Below are 20,067 nucleotides of genomic sequence, written 5' to 3'. Positions count from 1 at the left end.
CCTCCTTTAAAATTATTTTCTTACTTCAGATGCGGGTTTGCCCGCAATTCCCCAATGGGTTTTTGGCACCTCTGTCACTAAAACGCGGATGTTTTCTTTTGGTGAATCGAGCGTTTCCGATACAGTATTTGTTACATTTTGAATTAACTCCTTTATTTTCTCTGGCGGCCTGCCCTCCATGATTTGAATAGTAACAAAAGGCATGTCATCCCTCCTATCAGGTAAGAAATTTTTTTCTTTCGCTATTTAAACAACATGGAAGCTTACTTCGCCCAATCCGTCAAATTTTCCTGTGACATAGTCGCCTTTGTTTATCAAGACGGCGCTCGTGATTCCTCCTGTTAGAATGACATCACCTGCACGCAGCTTTTGTCCTTTTCGTGATAACATATTGGCAAGCAGAGCGACGGAATGGGCAGGATGGCCAAGCACAGCGGCTCCGGCTCCTAACTCTTTTATTTCGCCGTTTATGGAAAGAGTCGATCCAACTAAATCAAGTTCTAATCCTTCCGGCTTTTTCAAAGACGTTCCGAATACAACCCGGGATGTTGACGCATTGTCAGCGATTACATCAGGAAGCGTAAAATCAAAATTTTCATATCGGCTGTCGATGATCTCAAGAGCCGGCATCACGTAATCTGTTTTCGCAAGCACCTGTGCACCATTGACACCAGGTCCTTCAATATCTTCTTTTAATACAAAAGCGATTTCCGCCTCCACTTTTGGGTGGATTAAGTCATGAAAAGGCAATGCTCCGCCGTTATTGATCACCATATAATCGAATACATAGCCGTAAATAGGCTCATTGACCTTCATTTGCTTCATCTTAGCAAAACTTGTCAAACCCATTTTTGGACCGATGATACGGTGACCTTCATTTATTTTCATATTGACAATCTCTTGTTGAATGGCGTAGGCTTCTTCGACGGACAAATCCGGTTTTAATGAGGCCGTTACCTTTTTTACTTCACGTTTTTCCTTTTCCGCTGTTACTAAGTAGTAGTCAGCAATTTTTTTTATATCTGCGCCAGCCATTTGCTGCATCCTCCTTAAGTATGTGCCGTTTGTTTTTGTTTTGAAATTTCAGCAGCTACATCAATAATCATATCCTCTTGACCGCCAACAACCTTTCTTTTGCCAAGCTCAACTAATATGTCGCGCGAATCAATTCCGAATTTTTTGCTGGCAGCTTGTGCATGCAACAGGAAGCTTGAATATACTCCAGCATATCCGAGTATTAGTCCATCTTTTGTAATTTCTTGCGGCTTTTCCAAAATGGGGGCTACTATGTTTTCGGCTACGTCCATAATTTTGTATAAATCGATTCCGGTGTTGATTCCTAAACGGTTGAGCACCGCGATTAATACTTCCGTTTGAGTGTTGCCTGCACCGGCGCCTAAGCAGCGGATACTTCCGTCAATCCGCGTCGCTCCTTCTTCAATGGCTGCTAATGTATTGGCCATTGCTAGGGAAAGATTGTTATGGCCATGGAATCCGATTTCAATTGACAAGCTGTTTTTTAAAGCTTGAATCCTTTCTTTTACTTCATGCGGCAGAAAAGCGCCAGCTGAATCGACAACGTATACAACATCAGCTCCATAGCTCTCCATAAGCTTTGCTTGCTCAACCAGTTTTTCTGTTGGAACCATATGGGCCATCATCAAAAAACCGACAGTTTCCAATCCTAATTCTTTTGCGAAAGCAATATGCTGTGCTGAAATATCCGCTTCTGTTACATGAGTGGCGATTCTCGCCATTTTTACCCCCAGCTGTGCAGCTTGTTTTAATTCTTTCATTGTCCCGATTCCCGGCAAAAGCAAAACAGCAATTTTGGCATTCGTGACAGTAGATACAGCGGCTTCGATCAATTCCATTTCATTTGTTAAAGAAAGTCCGTATTGCAGAGATGAGCCACCTAAACCGTCTCCGTGCGAAACTTCAATATAAGGTACATTGGCATCATCCAACCCTTTTGCGACGGCTACGACTTGATCCACAGTATATTGATGTCGAATCGCGTGGCTGCCGTCTCTTAAAGCGACTTCAGTAATCAGTATGTTACGTTCTCCCACGATATTCACTCCTTCCTTAAACATTCACTTTAGAAGTAATATTTTTCGCCCATTCCTCCGCCACTTTCACTGCTGCGGCTGTCATGATATCCAAATTGCCTGAATAAGTCGGCAAATAGTCTCCAGCGCCTTCCACTTCGATAAAAACTGTTATTTTATTTCCGTCAAAGAGAGGTTCTTGTCTTAAGCGATAGCCCGGTACATAAGATTGGACTACTTCCACCATATCTTTGACGGATTGAGTAATCTTTTTTTGATCGACAAAATCATTTTCTACAAGGCAATATATCGTATCTCTCATCATAATCGGCGGTTCAGCAGGGTTTAAAATAATGATAGCCTTCCCTTTTTTAGCGCCGCCGATTTCCTCGATTCCGCGCGCTGTCGTTTCGGTAAACTCGTCAATATTTGCTCTAGTTCCGGGACCGGCGCTTTTGCTTGAAATCGTTGCCACAATTTCTGCATATTTGACAGGCTGAACTTTGTTGATGGCATGAACGATCGGAATCGTCGCTTGGCCTCCGCATGTAATTAAATTAATGTTGTCGGCATCCAAATGTTTATCAATATTTACAGGAGGTATGACAGACGGACCGACGGCAGCAGGTGTTAAGTCAAGAACTTTTTTCCCTGCTTGCTTCAGCAATTTTGCATGGCGTATATGAGCTTTTGCGGAGGTGGCATCAAATAGAATATCCGCTAGATCGGGATTTTCTAAAAAACCTTTAATGCCGGTATCAATCGTGTAATATCCGAAATCTTTTGCTTTTTTTAATCCGTCCGATGAGGGGTCAATTCCGATGACCGTTGTAAGCTCCAACACATCTGATCGACGGATTTTGTACATTAAATCTGTTCCGATGTTGCCGGACCCTAAAATTCCAACCTTTACTTTATTCATAAAATTCTCCTTTCAATCTATTATTCTGTAAATGATACAGTTACATGCCCGAGATGAGCGAACCGCGCCGTAAAGACGTCTCCAGCTTGTGCATCAGCGGCTCTGGATAGAGCGCCTGATAAAATGATTTCTCCGGGACGTAATGAAATATCAAAATCAGCCAGCCTGTTGGCGAGCCATGCGACACAGTTTGCCGGATTGCCTAATGCTGCTGCGCCGACACCGGTATTGACTAGTTCCCCGTTTTTTGTCAAGCTCATTCCAATTAATTCGAGATCAACATTTTCTATTTTTTCCGGTTTTCCTCCCAATAAGAAATATCCGGATGAAGCGTTGTCGGCAATGGTGTCAGCCAGCTTGATTTTCCAATCTTTAATGCGGCTGTCGACAATTTCTAATGCCGGAACAATATAGTCAGTTGCTAAGATCACGTCTAAAGCGGTTACGTTTGGACCTTTAAGCTCCTTTTTTAAAATGAAGGCAATTTCAGCTTCTACTCGCGGCTGCAAAACTTTTTTCATGGAAATGCTTCCGCCGTTTTCAACGACCATGTAATCTAATAAATGTCCATAGTCCGGTTCATCGACTCCAAGCAGCTTTTGCATTGCTAAAGATGTTAAGCCGATTTTTTTTCCGACAATTTTTTGACCTTGATCGACCTTTCTTTTTATATTTTCCAGTTGTATAAGATAAGCTTCTTCGGCAGTCAGATTCGGATCAACGGAAGTAAGAGGATCTGTCGCCTTGTTTAAAGCTTCAGCTTCCTGCAGTTGATTGGCAAAGTTGGCAATTTTCGTTGTTAACATTTTTTCCTTCCTTTCTCATTCAGACAGAATGATTTGGTAAGCAGGCTATTTTAACATACTCCTTATGTTTCAACGGCACCTGAAATTATAGCTTTATCGTTATGTTTGAAAGCTCTGTATAAAAATCTAAGCTGTGCATGCCGCCCGTTCTGCCAATTCCGCTGTGCTTCATTCCTCCAAACGGCGTTCGTAAATCACGCAGGAACCAGGTGTTGACCCAAATGATGCCTGCTTCAATTTGATGTGCCACCCTGTGTGCACGCCGTAAATTATTTGTCCAAATAGTTGCGCTTAATCCGTAATGTGTATCATTGGCTTGGGCTATAACTTCCTCCTCCATGTCAAACGGAGAGACAGTTACAACTGGGCCGAATATTTCTTCCCGTACGCAGCGGGAATTTCGATCCAAACCAGTTATGATTGTAGGTTCGAGATAATAACCCTTATCTAATCCGTCTGGACGCTTTCCGCCTGTTAAAATTTCTGCCCCATCTTGCTTGGCTATGTCGATGTAGCTGTTGACGCGTTCGTAATGTTCCTTGCTTACGAGTGCGCCGACATCTGTGCCATTTTCAAATGGATCGCCAATCTTTAATTCTTTTGTTTTCTTTACAAATTTTTCTAAAAACTCTTCATAAGCTGGGCGCTCTACATAAATTCTTGAACCGCAAAGACAAACTTCGCCTTGGTTAATAAAGCTTGATTTGATGGTAGTTTCAATGACTTCATCTAAATCTGAATCGGCAAAAATAATGTTTGGATTCTTGCCGCCCAATTCATATGAAAGTTTTTTCAAGGAATTAGATGCTGCTTTCATAATGGCTGCTCCTGTACCGGGTTCACCGATAAAGGAAATGGCGTCAATGTCAGGATGTTCGGCAATTGCTGCCCCAGCGGAGTTTGGACCGAAGCCATGAACAAGGTTGACAACTCCGTCCGGAACACCGGCCTCTTTGCAAATTTCCATTAATGCAGTAGCGGTTAAAGGAGTCCACTCTGCAGGTTTAATAACAGCTGTGTTGCCCATTCCTAAACATGGAGCCAGCTTCCAAGTCAATAATAAAAGAGGTAAATTCCAAGGCTTGATAATTCCCACTACTCCGACTGGGCGTCTGTGTGCATAATGAATGGCCTGATCATCTTGCTGATAAGCTTCATTCGTAATCGAAATGATGTAGTCTGCGAAGAAGTGGAAGTTATAGGCAGCACGGGGAATGTCAATTTTTTTGGCAAGAGATAGCGGTTTTCCTGTGTCCAATGATTCCAATCGTGCCAGCTCATCCTGTCTTTCTTGGATTAAATCGCCAATACGCCGCAAAATTTTTGAACGCTCCGTTAATGTTATGTTTTTCCAAGGACCGTTCAAAGCCCTTTTGGCAGCGGAAACGGCATAGTCGACCTCTTTTTTTCCTCCTTCAGCGACTGTTCCGATTACTTCCTCAGTTGCAGGATTAATATTGTCAAAGGTCCTTTTGTTATCGGATTCAACAAATTGTCCGTTAATAAAATGCAAGCAGTTAATCGTTCCGTTTGAGTTGATTGGCATGATTCACCCTCCCGAATATCATCATAAATTTCAACTGTGACTTTAATGGTAGTTGCCCTATGTTGCACTTTCAACTTCTAAATTGCTATATATGCAACAAATATAAAAATTTTTAAAAATATCGAAATATTTAATTTTTTACTTTTCAGTTGTTCATATATTTGATATATTCTCGTATAAAGAAAATTGATGTAGAGGGGGAGGGTGTACATTGAATGGAAAAGACGAGAAAAATCAGCTTTCTTCCATCAAAAATGCACTGAAAATATTGAAAAGCTTTACAATGGAAGAGCCAGAAAAAAAAATAAGCGATTTATCCAATTCTCTAGGATTAAATAAAAGCACAGTCAGCAGGACAATGAAGACGTTGGCAAGTGAAGGATTTGTTTATAAAGATTCAGAAACGAAGAAATACAGATTGGGATTATCCATTTTATCTTTAAGCGGCGTGCTATTCAGCAATATGGATATTTACAGAGAATCGCAACCTGTACTAAATAAACTGGTCGAAACAACCGGTGAAACTGCCCATATTTCTGTATTGGACAATTTAGAAGTTGTTTATTTGCAAAAAGTAGAGTGCAATCACCCCGTAAGATTTTTAACCCATATCGGGAGACGCAATCCGCCTTATTGCACGAGCTCTGGAAAAGTTTTAATTGCATTTTCGGAAAATGAAACGGTCGAAAAAATTATATCTAAAGGGTTAAAGCGTTTTGCAAAAAATACGATTACGGATCCTGAGAAGCTGAGAGATCATTTAAAAAAAGTAAGGGAGAATGGGTATGCCGTCAGCATTGAAGAATTGTCCGAGGGAGTTAATTCCATTGCCGCCCCGATTTATGATTATACCGGAAAGGTTATTGCAGCACTTTCTGTAGTCGGTCCAAAACAACGAATCAATTCTTACAAGCTTAAGGCGATGGCGAAACAAGTGATCGCAGCAAGCAAGGAAATTTCTGAAAGAATGGGGTATTTGAATTTTTCATAATTTGGTGGGAGAGTGGAGAGATGTATGATTTTCATACACATTTCATCCCTGAAGGTGTGATGGAATGGGTAAAAGAACATAAAGAAACTATTCATGCTGAATGGGTGAAAAAAGAAAAGGATAAGGAAGAGTTTTTGATTGTTAATCAAAAATGGGGATTTGAATTAAAAAAATCTTTTTTAGATTTAACCCTTTTTTTAAACGAACAATTGAAAGCGGGAGTTCATCATTCCGTCATTTCGCCGATACCGCAGCTTTTTATGTACGAGTTTCCGGAAGAAATCACTGCTGAACTATCCGGCGTGTATAATGATTCATTAGCGCGGCTTGTGCAATCGTTCCCGGAAAAATTGTCTGCGCTGGCAACGGTTCCGTTAAATAACCCGGATAAAGCTGCACAAATCTTGAACGATGCGATGGGAAAAGGGTTAAAAGGAGCCATTATCGGTCCTGGGGCAGCTAATCATATGCTGTCAGATGAATTTTTTATCCCATTTTTTGAAGAAGCCGATCGGTTGAAGGCGATTGTTTTCATTCATCCGTTATTGAGCGAAGATCCTCGCTTGAAAAGAAGAATGATGCCAAATTTAATCGGTGTTCCGTGGGAAACAACAATTTGTGCTACAGATCTTTTATTAAGCGGATTGATTGATCGATTTCCAAATGTGAAAATATTATTTGCCCATGGTGGAGGATTTTTGCCTTACCAAATCGGCAGAATTGAAAAAGGATACGAAGAATGGGAAGCGGTTTCAAAAAATTTAACATCCTCTCCGAAAGAATACTTAAAGCGTTTTTGGTATGACAATGTTTTGTGGGAGCAAGCAAGCATTGACTATTTAGTGCGAATAGTGGGAGAAGATCGAGTAGTGCCTGGCTCCGATTTTCCGTTCGACCTTTCTGTCTGGCCTCCAAATGAAAAGCATTGCAAAGGGGCAAGTTCATTAATAGATTTTTAAAAGCTTTTCGTCTTTTAAGCCAGCAGGCTGGACAATCAATCGCTAAATGATTTATCTTTTGAATCATCGTTCCGGTTTTTGTTAGCAAAACGTTATTTCACGAACGGGCTCAGCATCAGGAAAACGGAAATGTCGTTGTACTATATGGCAGCAGAAAAGCATAAAAGCAGTCTAGACTTGCGGACTGCTTTTATGCCGTTGTGTGCTGAACAGGCAGTAAAGGTGCTATCTCGTCTATTATATTTTGGTCAGCAATGACAGTATAATTTCCGATCGTTTGTATAGCTCCGCCCGCTTCGCACACAAGCAGCTGTCCAGCAGCAATATCATAAAAATTAGGCTTATAGTAGACTGCGATATCAAGTTTGCCGCAAGCAATGTAGGCTAAAGTGACAGCAGCTGTTCCGATCATTCTGACTCGGTAAACGTCGTTTACAATGTTTTCAAGCAATGAAATGCGCTCTTTATTCGTTTGTTTATTGGCGTCCTTTGCAAAATCGCCAATGGAAATAAAAGCTTCCGCCAGGCTGGCATTTCGAATGTTTATAGCATTTCCATTTAAATAGGCTCCTTCTCCCTTTGCTGCCCAATACGTTTCCCCAAAAGCAGGCAATGATATAGCAGAGACGACTGGATCATTTTGATAGGTTAGGGCGATGGAAACTCCGTAAAGCGGAACGCCGAAACTGTAGTTGATGGTCCCGTCAATAGGGTCAATCACCCATTCAAATTCATCCTTTCCCCCAATGCTGCCGGCTTCCTCACTGAATATGCGGTGATCAGGATATGTCTCCTGAATGCGATCAATGATCAGCTTTTCAGCTTTCAAATCCATTTCAGTCACAAAATCTTTTGCTGACTTTAATGTTTGCTGCCCAGCTTTTCCTGCATACGGCCGAATCAATTCACCGGCCTCTTTAGCTAACTTTATCGCAAAAGGCAAATATTGCTTATACATTGCGTTCCTCCTTCGGAAAAATAAATCAATGATTGATTGCTATTAATTAATCATAATATATTTCAAGAAATTTAGGAATAGATGGAATGTTAACACACGCTTGCTTTAGAAGTGTAATGAAAGGTTTCCACATGAGAAATGAAATGCCCTGGATAAGAAAAATCATCTTACATCTTGCATTGAACGCTTTTCTCTTCATATCTTCCGGTGTTTTACATGTTCGATGGTGCAGCAGCTTGACGATTTAATGACAGAATATTATAATTTTAATAAAATTGGACTGCCCAACAGTCCTAAAAAAATGAAAGGAACATGTTTATGAAATCCAATATATTTAATGAACTCACCAATACGAGAGTTTACGAAAAAATTGTTGATCAAATTAAGCAGCTGATAGAAGAAGGAAAACTAAAACCAAATGACCGCCTGCCTCCGGAGCGTGAATTGGCGAAAATTCTCGGGTGCAGCAGGACTTCTTTGCGGGAAGCATGCAGAGTTTTAGAATCGGAAGGAATCATTATTTCAAAACCAGGCGGCGGACGGTTCGTTCAAAAAGTCGATCAAAGCTTGATTCTGAAATATCAGATCAACCCTATTGATATACTCGAAAAAACAACAGTGATTCAATTTTTGGAGGCCCGGGAAGCATTGGAGCCAAAAATTGCTGAAATAGCATGCGAAAGGGCAACGAAAGAAGATATAGAAAAGATGGAAAAAGCATTGAAATTAATGGAAGAAAAGTTAAAAAATCCGGAAGAGGAAATAGATGCAGACAGCAACTTTCATTTATCTCTCGCCCAAGCGACACATAATTTTGTGTTCATCTCATTTATGGATACGAATTTGAATTTATACCGCCAAGTGCGAAAGCAAACGTTGCAGTCGCAAGCACGTTATTCTGAATCTTTTTTTGAACATGAAGCGATTTTGGAAGCCGTGAAACAAAAAGATAAAGCAAACGCATCGGAAGCGATGAAAGTCCATTTAAGCAATTTGCGAAGCAATGTATTAGGCATGCTGCCAGAGAAAAATTAATGTTTTGGAGGGGGATACGATGGAAAAAGGAAAATATGGTCCGTTAACAGGAGTAAATATTTTGGATATATCGACTATGATCGCTGCTCCTTTTGGGGCAACGCTGTTAGCTGACCTTGGCGCCGAAGTGACGAAAATTGAATTGCCCAATAAAGGTGATACTTTGCGGACTGTAGGCCCTTGGAAGGGGAATGAGCCGCTCAGATGGCCAGGGCTTGCTCGCAACAAAAAATCAGTTACTTTAGATATACGGAAAGAAGAAGGAAAAGAAATTTTAAAAAAACTTATAAAAAATACGGATATTTTAATTGAAAACTTTCGCCCCGGTACTCTTGAAAAGTGGGGGCTAGGGTATGAAGAATTGAAAAAAGCAAATCCTAAATTGATTATGGTTCGAATCTCCGGCTACGGTCAAACAGGACCGTATCGCGAAAAAGCCGGGTTCGGAACTCCGTGCACCGCTTTCAGCGGCCATACTTATATCCAAGGGTATCCGGACAGACCGCCTGTCAGCCCATCTTATTCATTGCTTGATTATATCACTGGTGTATATACTGCATTTGCTGCGGTCAGTGCATTATATTACCGTGATAAAACTGATGATCCAGAAGGGCAAGTAGTCGAAATGGGATTATATGAATCGATTTTCCGAATGCTCGAATTTTTAGTAGCTGAATATGACCAAAACGGTATAGTAAGAGAAAGAACACCCGGGTTGGCCGGACATTCAAGTCCAGCAGGAACATATGAAACGAAGGATGGAAAATATGTTGTTCTTGTTTGCAGTACTGATTCAACATTTAATCGGCTTGCAGAAGCAATGGAACGAACAGATATGCTTGAGGATGAACGTTATTATACAAATTCACAACGTTTAAAACATGACGATGAAGTACAAAAGATTGTCTCTGACTGGATACGCCAGTTTACGCTGAAGGAGCTGCAGGAAAAATTGGATTTGTACGGTGTGCCTGTCAGTCCGATTTTAAGTATTAAAGATATTTTTGAAAATGAACATTATCAAGCTAGGAAAAACATAGTAGAAGTTGAGCATCCTCGGCTTGGAAAAGTAAAAGTGCCGGGCGTCGTTCCTAATTTTTCAAAAACTCCTGGAACCATTCGTTACCGCGCTCCTGAGCTTGGAGAGCATAATGAAGAAATATTAGGCGGAAAATTAGGGTTATCAAAACAGGAGCTTGCCGAGTTAAAAGAGAAAGGAGTCATTTAAATGAGTGATGCCATGTTTCCTGCAAGGGTCATCATTTGTGAAGTTGCGCCGCGCGACGGGTTTCAATCAGAGGATCAATGGATTCCGACTGAACAAAAAATAAAAATTATCCGTGCGCTTGCGAACACAGGAGTTCAATCGATAGAAGTGACATCGTTCGTTCATCCGAAAGCAATTCCGCAGTTGAAAGACGCCGAGGAAGTTGTGAAAGGGATAGAAGATTTAACGCATATTAAATTTCGTGCTTTAGTGCCAAATGTAAAAGGGGCCCAAAGAGCAATTGCGGCTGGAATAAAGAAATTGAAGCTTATGCTCTCGGCAACAGATTCGCATAGTTTATCAAATGCAAACTGCCTTGTGGAAGAAGCGCAAAGAGGATTTGAACCTATTGTCGATTTGGCGCAAAAACATAATGTTGAAGTAGGAGGATCAATTTCCGTTGCATTTGGATGTCCGTACGAAGGAAAAGTGCCTTTAGAAAAAATAGTAACAATTGTAGATCGATATAAGAAAATGGGGATAACTGAAGTTTCGCTTGCTGACACGACTGGAATGGCCAATCCAAAACAAGTCTATCAATATCTTGGCGTATTAAAAAAGGAATTTCCTCACATGACTTTCTCCATGCACTTCCATAATACGCGCGGAATGGCGTTGGCGAATGTGGTTGCCGCTTTGCAGCAAGGTGTCATCCATTTTGACAGTTCTGTCGCAGGTCTCGGCGGATGCCCATATGCACCAGGAGCAACGGGTAACATTGCAACAGAGGATTTAGTTCATTCACTAGAAGAGATGGGGATTGAGACTGGAATTCATTTAGATCGCATAATTGACGTTGCAAAAGATGTAAGAAACATGCTCGGTCATGATGGAGGAAGCTACATGCTTCAGGCAGGACCTTGTTCGAAATTGAGTCCAAAACCAACTGCTCAGGAAAAATTAGAAAAGTAAAATGATTGGTATGGAAAACATATTTTTAGATCGATCTAATAAGATCGATCAATTTTTTGCCGTCAAAAAAAAAAGAGCCAGTTGAAATGCGTAAACCCAATCTGTTAGGCATTGAATAAAGAGTCATAGCAGGGCAGAAAAGTGACAGGAGCTAAAGACGGTTGTTGAAAACGAAAGAGCAAGAAACTCGAATGGTGAATTCGAAAACTCTGGCGATGACTCATTCGCTGTATCAAGGAGAACGTGGAATTCTGGGCAAGATCCCTGCCGCAACGTTCCTTGACAACATGATCATTTGTTCGGGAAGACGACCGACAGGAAGACTTGCCGGATTTACCTGCCACGTCAAGCCATCAGATCCATGTTTCTATCAAAGAGGGAAATTTACAAAAAAATTTGGACTTAACCGATTGTTATATTATATGTTATCGAAGGCTTTCCACATAAAAATCCCTTCCATGAGCTTTCTTTTTTCGGTCAACTATAAAGGGTATCATATCATTCGTGCGGTGGTTAAGTTTTTTATTGTGTAGTAGACATAGTATGATGATCATTGCTTTCTTGCAACTTTATATTCGGCGGATCATTTCCCTTATAAAAGAAAGGATTAAGATATAACATGTGTCAACAGATTGCCGGGAATAGATTCCAATTCATCGGTGGAGGTGGACAAGAGATGCTGATGAAAAATAATTTTTACTATATATGTAAGAAACTAGTGGAAATTCATTTCTTCTTTTGTCTCCAAATAAAGTGCAGTTATAAATTTTTTTATGCTCAATCGGCATTTTGTTGTCTTTTCTCCATTTTTTAGTTCCTCCATTCGTTGGCGGATTTCTTCAAAATCAAATAAACGGGGGGCGTAATGTTCGAAATTAGGGTTTGTATAATCAGTTAATCCAATTGAAGCTAAATTGGTGAATGTTTGTAAAACTATTCGGCGAATACGCTGTTCCATGGCACGCAATTCCTTTTGTAGAGATTCTTCATCAAAATGATTGCCAGATTGCAGCAAAATTTGTTTGTATAAGTCTTTTAATTGAGGAAGGTCGTGTATATTTTTTCCATTCTGTTCTCGAGCCTCTAGCCATTTTATCACTGCTAATATGTCAGAAGTTCCCGTCTCGCCAGCAATGCCTAAAGTGAGAAGGAGATGGCAAGCTTTTTCCTCAATCGAATGCTTTGCAGAATATGTAGAAGCTTTTAAAAATGTTTGCTGATCTTTATCTTTATCATCCATTACTTCTAATAAATTGCGAATAGATATAAGTGAAGAAGATAAGGCAAGATGGTTGGCAACTCGTTTTAAAACGGAAACGACTTCGTATTTGTTAATAGGTTTTTGAATGTATGTGTCGACACCCTGCAAGTATGCTTCACCGACCATTTCTTTATTTTCAACTTGAGAAATCATAATAAAGGGACCGGTGAATCCTTCGCTTCTCAATTTTTTCATTGTTTGAATGCCGTCTAGTCGAGGCATCAATAGATCAATTAGAATAACATCCACATTTTTGAGTTGATCGATTGAAACATTAATCCCATCATCTGCTTGCCCGATAACTTTTCCAAGCCCGCTGTCTGTTATTATTTTTTCCAACATTCTTCTAACAACAGGATCGTCTTCAATTAGGAAGAAGCGAAGGTACATCATGTTCCCCCCCTTTCTTTATTATGGAATACCTATGTAAGCGTTTTAAACAGCTGATCTTTTGGTATCGTTACTATAAATTGAGTAGGTGGTCCTTTTTCATTTGATAATTGTATTGAACCATTTAAATTTTGTACAATTTTTTGGGCGTGTGTCAAACCGATTCCTGTTGATGGATTCCCGTTTTTGTCAAATTTTGTTGTAAATCCGGGTTCAAAAATCCAGTCTTGATCTTCCTCGGATATACCAATACCGGTGTCGGTTACGAAAAATTTTATGTTATGATTATCTTCCACTACACGCAGTTCAACCCAACCTGAATGATGTATTGCTTCGACTGCGTTTGAAACAAGGTTGTTTAATACAGATAGAAGAGCATATACATGGTTAGTACATGAGTCAATATCACATTTTTTTTGGAATTGAATTGGCTTTTCTAAAGCTTCTGCATATTTTTGATTTGTTTTAATAACTAAATCGCAAATATCTGTAATGGAAATATGAAGGTTTAGTTGCTCTTGACTCATTAGTTTAGATAATCCTGCCAAAATCTTTTGTGAATCTTTTTTCACTTCATGAACATGTTCAGCAATATAAAGGGCTGTACTTGCCTCTTTATTTTCTAATTCCATTAAACGCATATATAGTTGATAGCTTTTTCTAGTTATATCTTCTAGATGGCTCATTGATTTCCGCAAAAAAAATGTTTCTTCATAAAGGCTTGTATTGATCATAACGAGACGTTCGAGTTCATGTTGTCGCGCTTCGCTTATGGCTTTTAATTGAGAAAAATTCAAAATATTGTAAAGCCCTACTGCGCAAAAACTTCTTAAAATCCCAAATAAAAGTAGCATCCAAATAGTTTCTAACGTGAGGGTAAATTGTTCTTGTATTAGTATGCGAAAAGATAATTCCACCATATTAGATGAAAAATCAATGCATGCTCCAATGATTCCTACACGAATGGGAGTTTTTAAATATTTTTGAATTTTTGTAACATAAACGAGTAAAGTAAAATTAAAATAGTAAAAGGCAGCGGGTAAATGGATAAAGAAACTGTCGATCCAAAAGACTCGCCCTAATATAAGATCGATCATCATCCGAAACAGCAAAACAAAAATGCCAGTACTAAATCCAGTTACAAGGATAGGAGCAGATCGAAAAGATAGTAATCCAAAGAAGAAAATTGCACTTCCTAATGAAAATCGAAAAAAATTATCAAAAGGATTGATTTTCATTTCTCCCAGAAGTGCAGTAGTGAAAACAAGGACAACAAGTGTCCAAAGGCGGTTATTCATCGCATTCTCCCTCATAGACAATTATAATACCATTATGGCCAGAAACCTACGAAACGTCTATTTAGATATATTTGTTTTCCAACCGTCTTGAAACTAATGATAATAAATAATTTACAGTAAAATACATGAGAGCAACTAAAATAAAGATCGGAATGACATAGTTGATATTTTTACCATTAATGATTTGTGCATGATTCATTAATTCTGGTAAAGAGATCACGACAGCAAAAGAAGTATCCTTTAGTAGTGAAATGAATTGACTGACAATTGGCGGAACCATCCGGCGTAAAGCTTGCGGCAGTATAATATACCATAAAGTTTGCAAATAATTTAATCCAGAAGAACGAGCAGCTTCTATTTGACCTTTTTCAATGGAATTTAATCCACCTCGAACAATTTCTGACAACATAGTAGATTCAAAAACTACTAATGCTAAAATGGCAGCGGCCATTTTATCTAATTTTAACCCTATTTCTGGAAGAGCAAAAAACGTAAAGAAAATAATTAATAATAACGGTAAGTTTCGAATCGTTTCCACCCAAACGGCTAGTAGGTGACTAATGATCGGAACTTTTGTGTAACGCAATACACCAATCATGATGCCGAATATAAAACTAAGGGAAATGGATATAAAAGCAACAAGTAGGGTGACAGAAAATCCTTTCAAGAGAAATATGATATGACTGGGTGAATAAGCACCAATAAAATCCATTTTGTTTTCCCCTCCCTCTATAAATTCTCCCAATTCTTTAACACCTATAGATTCTTAACCTCATGTTAGTGGATACAAATTAAATTTATTCAATATATTTACATGGTAGAGGGCTATCCTCTTTATCTATTTTTTGCTAGTCTGCGTTCAAGAAAACTGACACTTAAGCTTAAAGGAATAGTTAACAGCAAGTAAAACATAGCAACAAAAATATATACATCAAATGTTACGAATGTTTCAGAAGATATTAAATCACCGAAATACATGAGATCTAAGCCAGCAATTACACCGAGTACAGACGAGTTTTTCACAAGATTAAGAAATTGATTTCCTAATGGAGGGATAACAATTTTAATTGCTTGTGGCAAAATAATATACCACATCGTTTGTACGTATGTTAAACCGGACGAACGGGCAGCTTCCATTTGACCTTTCGGTACTGCTTGAATACCTGCACGTATCGACTCGGCGATAAATGCGGCTGTATAAGTTGTAAGACCTAGTGTTCCTGCCAAAAAAGAATTAATGCGTAACCCCAAAGCGGAAGGAGCGAAAAAGAATACAAATACTATTAACATCAACGGGATGTTTCGGATAAATTCCACGTACATCGTGCCAAGCCAATTGAGTGGTCGAAAGGGAGCTATACGGAAAATAGCGATAATTGTTCCTACAACTAAGCTTGCAATCATAGCGAATACACTAGCTTTTATTGTATTAAAAAAGCCTTCTATATACATATCCCAATGATCAATGAGTATGGAAAAATTCAACAAATATAATCACTCCTTTCAGGAAGAAACAGATGAGGGTGAAAAACCGCTCATCTGTTTATCAAATTATTTTTCATTTTTTGGTACGTCTCCGATCCATTTCTCATAAATTTTGTCATATTCGCCGTTTTCTTTAATTTCTTTTAAATATTCATTAATTGTATTTACAAATTCTGTATCACCTTTGCGGACAGCAATTCCATAAGGTTCTTCTGTAAATGTTTCATCAACGACTCGGAAATTAGGATCTTGCTTTGCCATTCCTAGTAATAAAGCATTATCTGTTGTCAAAGCATCTCCTTGACCAGCTTTTAAAGCAGTAAAGGCTTCAGCATAATTTTCAAATTCTAATACAGTTGCTTCTGGTGCTTTTTCACGAATATTTTGAGCGGAAGTAGATCCTTTTGCCGTTAAAACGGTTACACCTTTTTTGACGTCAGAAATACCGTTGATTTTGCTGTCTTTCTTCACAAGTAAAGATTGTCCGGCCATAAAATAAACATCTGAAAAATCTACTTCTTTTTTGCGCTCTTCCGATATAGTCATTGTGGCAATGATACAGTCGATATCGCCATTGTTTAAAAGAGGAATTCGGGTTTTAGAAGTTACTTCTTTCAGTTCGATTTTATTTTCATCTCCTAATATTTTTTTAGCTAAACCTTTAGCAATATCGATATCAAACCCTTCCACCTTTCCGGTTTTAGGATCCTTAAGTCCGAAAAGATTTAAATCATATTTTACGCCGACAATCAATTTGTCCCTTTCTTTTATTTTTTCTAACGTATTTTGATTGTCGGAAGAATTTTCTGTTTTTTCTTGTTCTGCAGTAGTATTAGTAGTAGTTTTTCCACCGCAGGCTGACAAAATAGATATACATAAAATAGAAATTAAAGAGATGGAAAGTATTTTCTTACAGAATGATCGAAAGCTCATATATAACATCCCCCTTCATATTTAATGATTTAATATTCTGTTTAGGAAATTTTTTGCTCTTTCTTCTTTTGGATTGGAGAAAAATTCTTCAGGTGTTGAAACCTCCAATATTTTCCCTTGATCAATAAACACAATTCGGTCTGCAACTTCTCGGGCAAAACCCATTTCGTGTGTTACAACCACCATGGTCATCCCTTCTTTCGCCAGCTTTTTCATGACGTCTAACACTTCTCCGATTGTTTCTGGATCCAGTGCAGAAGTTGGTTCATCAAACAACATGATTTTTGGTTTCATTGCAAGACCACGGGCAATTGCAACACGCTGTTGTTGTCCTCCGGATAGAGAGGATGGATAGGAATTTGCCTTATCAGGTATTCCTACTTTTTCTAAATAGTACATTGCAGTTCTTTCAGCCTCTTCTTTTGCAATTCCTAACACTTTTATAGGAGCCAGCGTAATGTTTTGTAGGACGGTTTTGTGAGGATAAAGATGAAAATGTTGAAATACCATCCCGATGTTGCGGCGTAATTTATTTATATCTGTTTTTTTGTCATGAACTTTTACATTATCTACTATTAATTCTCCACTAGAAATTGTTTCAAGCCTGTTAATACAACGAACGAGTGTACTTTTCCCGGATCCTGAAGGACCGATAATGACGACAACTTCCCCTTGTTTAATATGCAGATTGATATTTTGCAGAACATGGAATTTTCCGTAATGTTTATTTACTTCATGGAAAATGATCATTAATCAACCCCCTCCTTTCGATATGTAAATAATTTTTAAAATATTTAACAAATTCTAAATTAATGTTAAATTAAATCTACGAAAATCTACAAAAAATTACAAAAACCAAATAAAAAACCTTGTCATATTTTTTTACAAAAGTAGAGAATGGTATAAATGGGTATACTGTTAAAAAATTTTATGTATGCGGGGTAGATACAATATTTCTGAATGAATTTGGAATTGATAGGGAACCGATTTCCTTTGCAGGAGACTGTCTAGGGAGTCAAATTCTAAAAATATTAACGTTTTTAAACCATAAAAAAGAGGCATCAATAAGCAGTAAACGCAATTAATCTGCCATATATGATTAATTGTTACGTTCTTCGAATTTTCGCTGGAGGGCTTCCTGCGCTTCTGCAAATCTTCGCAACTTTTCGTTCTGCCTATTTCTCGCTAAAAGTTTGAAAGGTCAAATATACTGCTTTTTCAGCGGATTCTTAACTGCTTAAACTGTTCATCGGCTTTAGACGTTTCCGAATCTCCTTGATCGCTCGTTGGATGGTATCGTTTACATCACACTTCGATTACTGCTTAGGTTCATGAAGGCGAGACTCAAGATCGGGCTTCTCTTTTAAAATTTACTCAATTATTCCGATGCAAACTGCCGAAACGACTTCCATGCGTTTTCTTTACCCGGAGATCGATTAGACTGATGCCCTTTTGGTGCTAAGAACGAAACTCGGAATTTCAAACGCGAATTTCCCTTTTATAAACATTATACGGGCTCGATTTAGGAAGCGATCATCAAGACACGGGAAATTAGCATGTGGATGAAAGTCCCTATTCTCCTGACGATCAGTTGTATGACCAGAAAGAGAAGACATCAAAAATGGCGCAACCGTCCACTATCCAAGCGTTATGCTGTTTTATATTTGGACTACGACGGTTGAAAAAAAGTCATTTATGTAGTGTTAGGAGTAAACGAAAAAGGATATCGCAAAATTTTGGATTTTTTCGTAGGTGGACAAAATTCTGTAAAACCTTTACACAAGAGGTGTCAAGAAGTGCTTTAAGCGTATTCGATGATTGCCAGGACTGGAGGAGCGCTTTATCCGAAAGGCGACGTACAGCGTTGTGTCGTTACGTTGTCTGTCATACTCTTAGCCGTGTAAATTAGAAATAAAAAAGGATCTGGAAATGAAAGCATATGGATTTCGTTACATATTGGGATGTGTCCACCTGTTCGATTTGATCTCATCCAGCAATCAGTTCTAATTTTTTTTGATTTATCATCATCATTGTGATTTAGAAAAATTGAAATCATTTACGAAATCCTAAAAAATGATCGCAACAAACATAAATGCTTTATCAATAATATGAAACCGATCGGCTTTTAGGGCCACTTCTTCCCGTATAGATTTGGACGGCGCTTTTTAAGCAAATCGACTTGTGCTTTCTTCTTCTAAACTTTTAAATTGCATGTGTTTTCATACTTCCCGCCGATCGTAAAAACGCATCAAAAAGCCTCTACATTTTGACATTTCTTAAATTTTGCGTATGCCGCTTAATTCCAAAATGTTCATGAAGTTGCCGATAAGGGAGCCTCCTTTCATTTCAAACGAACGATTCAAGCTTCAGATCTTCTGAATATGAGTTACATGTTTGATTTTTCACCATAAAAAATCCCCTCTCCGGCAGACTCCTAAGAACACTTTTTTTACTTTCCACCTGGAGGGGATAAAACCACACAGAACCTTCTTTTTTCCCATCCAATGGATCAATGAAAATGATTATGAAAGGAAACGGACAGCGGAATTTGATCTTGGTGTTAACGCTGCTTGTTCAGCGCCGTTCTAAGATTGGCCAACTCGTTTTCAATTTCCGTAAGCTGCTGTTCCGCTTTTTCTATATTTCCTCCGACTGATTCAAGCTTTTCGATGTCCCCTTGAATGCGGATATAGTCAGATTTTAATTCGGCGATTCTTTGTTCAATTTCTTGTTTTGTCATCAATATTCACTCCAATGCATCTGATTTCCTTTTTACCATTTTATCATGAATGTCGGAATGACACCTTACACGATATGAGTGATTCCAACTAAAAATGTATGAGAAGTAACTATTATTTATGAAAGAGTCGAAAATATAATTATTTTTTCCGAAATAAAATAAGGAGAATTTTTGCGCCGTCTCTTTTAAGGGGTTTTTGGAAAAGGAGTAGGAAAAGGAGAATGAAAAATGTTTTGGTGCTGATGGAAAAAAATTTTGACCGAATCTACAAAAACTTTAACGATTTGTGCACAATGTTTGAAGAAAATCATCATTTAGACTACCAATCTTTTGAAACATATCAACAATTACGGAGAAAATTAATAGAAGATGTAAAAGCTCTTGAATATTTTATTGTTGGAACAATGAAATCTAAAGAAAAATAACTTTTCAATTAATAAAGGCTGCTTTGTTGATTTCGTTGCAAAAGATATATGATTTATGAAAAGATAAGTACAAAAAAGAAAAAGAGGA

General features: G+C 38.5%; 21 protein-coding genes and 2 pseudogenes. 8 read left to right on the top strand and 15 right to left on the bottom strand.

The annotated features are described in order from the left end of the window. Positions 1–12: 12 nt before the first annotated feature. The 6 genes from ACVIJU_RS00375 to ACVIJU_RS00350 all read right to left on the bottom strand — a co-directional run bounded on the left by ACVIJU_RS00375 (position 13) and on the right by ACVIJU_RS00350 (position 5,325). Entirely contained in the window at positions 13–246 is a 234-nt protein-coding gene (locus tag ACVIJU_RS00375) for a 4-oxalocrotonate tautomerase (RefSeq protein WP_257790172.1), read from the bottom strand. Further along, entirely contained in the window at positions 247–1,035 is a 789-nt protein-coding gene (locus ACVIJU_RS00370) for a 2-keto-4-pentenoate hydratase (protein WP_456687140.1), read from the bottom strand. Positions 1,036–1,049: 14 nt separating this feature from the next. Continuing rightward, the gene (dmpG, locus tag ACVIJU_RS00365) at positions 1,050–2,096 is read right to left on the bottom strand and encodes a 4-hydroxy-2-oxovalerate aldolase (protein WP_063388383.1); all 1,047 of its coding nucleotides are present in this window, start codon (positions 2,094–2,096) and stop codon (positions 1,050–1,052) included. Continuing rightward, positions 2,089–2,973: an acetaldehyde dehydrogenase (acetylating) gene (locus ACVIJU_RS00360; RefSeq protein WP_063388382.1), complete on the bottom strand. Its 885-nt coding sequence runs from the start codon at positions 2,971–2,973 to the stop codon at positions 2,089–2,091. Before ACVIJU_RS00360 ends, dmpG begins: the two co-directional genes overlap by 8 nt. 20 nt (positions 2,974–2,993) lie before the next feature. Then, the gene (locus ACVIJU_RS00355; RefSeq protein WP_066247143.1) at positions 2,994–3,779 is read right to left on the bottom strand and encodes a 2-keto-4-pentenoate hydratase; all 786 of its coding nucleotides are present in this window, start codon (positions 3,777–3,779) and stop codon (positions 2,994–2,996) included. 85 nt (positions 3,780–3,864) lie between these two features. Next, positions 3,865–5,325, bottom strand: coding sequence for an aldehyde dehydrogenase (locus ACVIJU_RS00350; RefSeq protein WP_063388380.1), 1,461 nt, complete (start codon positions 5,323–5,325; stop codon positions 3,865–3,867). Positions 5,326–5,536: 211 nt separating this feature from the next. Between ACVIJU_RS00350 and ACVIJU_RS00345 the strand changes: the two genes are divergently transcribed. Then, on the top strand, positions 5,537–6,316 hold the full coding sequence (locus ACVIJU_RS00345) for an IclR family transcriptional regulator (RefSeq protein WP_063388379.1): 780 nt from the start codon (positions 5,537–5,539) through the stop codon (positions 6,314–6,316). A 20-nt stretch (positions 6,317–6,336) separates the two neighbouring features. Then, the gene (locus ACVIJU_RS00340) at positions 6,337–7,275 is read left to right on the top strand and encodes an amidohydrolase family protein (RefSeq protein ID WP_327863780.1); all 939 of its coding nucleotides are present in this window, start codon (positions 6,337–6,339) and stop codon (positions 7,273–7,275) included. A 190-nt stretch (positions 7,276–7,465) separates the two neighbouring features. Here the strand turns inward: ACVIJU_RS00340 and ACVIJU_RS00335 are convergent, their stop codons facing one another. After that, the gene (locus ACVIJU_RS00335) at positions 7,466–8,233 is read right to left on the bottom strand and encodes an inositol monophosphatase family protein (protein ID WP_340854572.1); all 768 of its coding nucleotides are present in this window, start codon (positions 8,231–8,233) and stop codon (positions 7,466–7,468) included. Between the two features lie 318 nt (positions 8,234–8,551). Here ACVIJU_RS00335 and ACVIJU_RS00330 point away from each other — a divergent pair, with 318 nt between their 5' ends. From ACVIJU_RS00330 to ACVIJU_RS00315, 4 genes are all read left to right on the top strand, one after another. After that, a complete protein-coding gene (locus ACVIJU_RS00330; protein WP_327863778.1) occupies positions 8,552–9,268 on the top strand; it encodes a FadR/GntR family transcriptional regulator in 717 nt (238 codons plus the stop codon). A gap of 19 nt (positions 9,269–9,287) precedes the next feature. Then, entirely contained in the window at positions 9,288–10,496 is a 1,209-nt protein-coding gene (locus ACVIJU_RS00325) for a CaiB/BaiF CoA transferase family protein (protein ID WP_066247132.1), read from the top strand. Then, on the top strand, positions 10,497–11,447 hold the full coding sequence (locus ACVIJU_RS00320; protein WP_066247129.1) for a hydroxymethylglutaryl-CoA lyase: 951 nt from the start codon (positions 10,497–10,499) through the stop codon (positions 11,445–11,447). A 161-nt stretch (positions 11,448–11,608) separates the two neighbouring features. Next, the gene (locus tag ACVIJU_RS00315; RefSeq protein WP_327847763.1) at positions 11,609–11,980 is read left to right on the top strand and encodes a hypothetical protein; all 372 of its coding nucleotides are present in this window, start codon (positions 11,609–11,611) and stop codon (positions 11,978–11,980) included. A gap of 182 nt (positions 11,981–12,162) precedes the next feature. Here the strand turns inward: ACVIJU_RS00315 and ACVIJU_RS00310 are convergent, their stop codons facing one another. The 7 genes and pseudogenes from ACVIJU_RS00310 to ACVIJU_RS00280 all read right to left on the bottom strand — a co-directional run. After that, positions 12,163–13,098, bottom strand: a complete 936-nt coding sequence (locus ACVIJU_RS00310; RefSeq protein ID WP_066247125.1) for a response regulator — start codon at positions 13,096–13,098, stop codon at positions 12,163–12,165. 32 nt (positions 13,099–13,130) lie between these two features. Next, the gene (locus tag ACVIJU_RS00305) at positions 13,131–14,396 is read right to left on the bottom strand and encodes an ATP-binding protein (RefSeq protein ID WP_327847762.1); all 1,266 of its coding nucleotides are present in this window, start codon (positions 14,394–14,396) and stop codon (positions 13,131–13,133) included. 61 nt (positions 14,397–14,457) lie between these two features. After that, positions 14,458–15,108: an amino acid ABC transporter permease gene (locus ACVIJU_RS00300; protein WP_327847761.1), complete on the bottom strand. Its 651-nt coding sequence runs from the start codon at positions 15,106–15,108 to the stop codon at positions 14,458–14,460. A 122-nt stretch (positions 15,109–15,230) separates the two neighbouring features. Beyond that, entirely contained in the window at positions 15,231–15,884 is a 654-nt protein-coding gene (locus tag ACVIJU_RS00295; protein WP_066247119.1) for an amino acid ABC transporter permease, read from the bottom strand. 63 nt (positions 15,885–15,947) lie between these two features. Continuing rightward, positions 15,948–16,814: a glutamate ABC transporter substrate-binding protein gene (locus ACVIJU_RS00290; protein WP_066247116.1), complete on the bottom strand. Its 867-nt coding sequence runs from the start codon at positions 16,812–16,814 to the stop codon at positions 15,948–15,950. Positions 16,815–16,835: 21 nt separating this feature from the next. Next, the gene (locus ACVIJU_RS00285; RefSeq protein WP_066247113.1) at positions 16,836–17,564 is read right to left on the bottom strand and encodes an amino acid ABC transporter ATP-binding protein; all 729 of its coding nucleotides are present in this window, start codon (positions 17,562–17,564) and stop codon (positions 16,836–16,838) included. Between the two features lie 349 nt (positions 17,565–17,913). Then, a pseudogene (locus ACVIJU_RS00280) lies at positions 17,914–18,112 on the bottom strand (IS256 family transposase); the annotation flags it as partial. Positions 18,113–18,430: 318 nt separating this feature from the next. Between ACVIJU_RS00280 and ACVIJU_RS00275 the strand changes: the two are divergent. Further along, positions 18,431–18,688 (top strand): annotated as a pseudogene (locus ACVIJU_RS00275) (transposase); the annotation flags it as partial. 686 nt (positions 18,689–19,374) lie between these two features. Here ACVIJU_RS00275 and ACVIJU_RS00270 read toward each other — a convergent pair. Then, positions 19,375–19,554, bottom strand: coding sequence for an SE1832 family protein (locus tag ACVIJU_RS00270; RefSeq protein ID WP_063388738.1), 180 nt, complete (start codon positions 19,552–19,554; stop codon positions 19,375–19,377). A gap of 221 nt (positions 19,555–19,775) precedes the next feature. Between ACVIJU_RS00270 and ACVIJU_RS00265 the strand changes: the two genes are divergently transcribed. Then, complete coding sequence (locus ACVIJU_RS00265) at positions 19,776–19,979, top strand: hypothetical protein (protein ID WP_063388739.1); 204 nt, start codon at positions 19,776–19,778, stop codon at positions 19,977–19,979. Positions 19,980–20,067 lie beyond the last annotated feature (88 nt).

Source organism: Aeribacillus sp. SP014, assembly GCF_054055575.1.
This window is presented reverse-complemented; position numbering and strand designations above follow the sequence as displayed.

Bases quoted from the DNA above. Each gene is read 5' to 3' on its own strand.
- ACVIJU_RS00370 (WP_456687140.1), bottom strand. From the start codon at position 1,035: ATGGCTGGCGCAGATATAAAAAAAATTGCTGACTACTACTTAGTAACA.
- dmpG (WP_063388383.1), bottom strand. From the start codon at position 2,096: ATGTTTAAGGAAGGAGTGAATATCGTGGGAGAACGTAACATACTGATT.
- ACVIJU_RS00360 (WP_063388382.1), bottom strand. From the start codon at position 2,973: ATGAATAAAGTAAAGGTTGGAATTTTAGGGTCCGGCAACATCGGAACA.
- ACVIJU_RS00355 (WP_066247143.1), bottom strand. From the start codon at position 3,779: ATGTTAACAACGAAAATTGCCAACTTTGCCAATCAACTGCAGGAAGCT.
- ACVIJU_RS00350 (WP_063388380.1), bottom strand. From the start codon at position 5,325: ATGCCAATCAACTCAAACGGAACGATTAACTGCTTGCATTTTATTAAC.
- ACVIJU_RS00340 (WP_327863780.1), top strand. From the start codon at position 6,337: ATGTATGATTTTCATACACATTTCATCCCTGAAGGTGTGATGGAATGG.
- ACVIJU_RS00335 (WP_340854572.1), bottom strand. From the start codon at position 8,233: ATGTATAAGCAATATTTGCCTTTTGCGATAAAGTTAGCTAAAGAGGCC.
- ACVIJU_RS00330 (WP_327863778.1), top strand. From the start codon at position 8,552: ATGAAATCCAATATATTTAATGAACTCACCAATACGAGAGTTTACGAA.
- ACVIJU_RS00325 (WP_066247132.1), top strand. From the start codon at position 9,288: ATGGAAAAAGGAAAATATGGTCCGTTAACAGGAGTAAATATTTTGGAT.
- ACVIJU_RS00320 (WP_066247129.1), top strand. From the start codon at position 10,497: ATGAGTGATGCCATGTTTCCTGCAAGGGTCATCATTTGTGAAGTTGCG.
- ACVIJU_RS00310 (WP_066247125.1), bottom strand. From the start codon at position 13,098: ATGTACCTTCGCTTCTTCCTAATTGAAGACGATCCTGTTGTTAGAAGA.
- ACVIJU_RS00305 (WP_327847762.1), bottom strand. From the start codon at position 14,396: ATGAATAACCGCCTTTGGACACTTGTTGTCCTTGTTTTCACTACTGCA.
- ACVIJU_RS00300 (WP_327847761.1), bottom strand. From the start codon at position 15,108: ATGGATTTTATTGGTGCTTATTCACCCAGTCATATCATATTTCTCTTG.
- ACVIJU_RS00290 (WP_066247116.1), bottom strand. From the start codon at position 16,814: ATGAGCTTTCGATCATTCTGTAAGAAAATACTTTCCATCTCTTTAATT.
- ACVIJU_RS00285 (WP_066247113.1), bottom strand. From the start codon at position 17,564: ATGATCATTTTCCATGAAGTAAATAAACATTACGGAAAATTCCATGTT.
- ACVIJU_RS00270 (WP_063388738.1), bottom strand. From the start codon at position 19,554: ATGACAAAACAAGAAATTGAACAAAGAATCGCCGAATTAAAATCTGAC.
- ACVIJU_RS00265 (WP_063388739.1), top strand. From the start codon at position 19,776: ATGAAAAATGTTTTGGTGCTGATGGAAAAAAATTTTGACCGAATCTAC.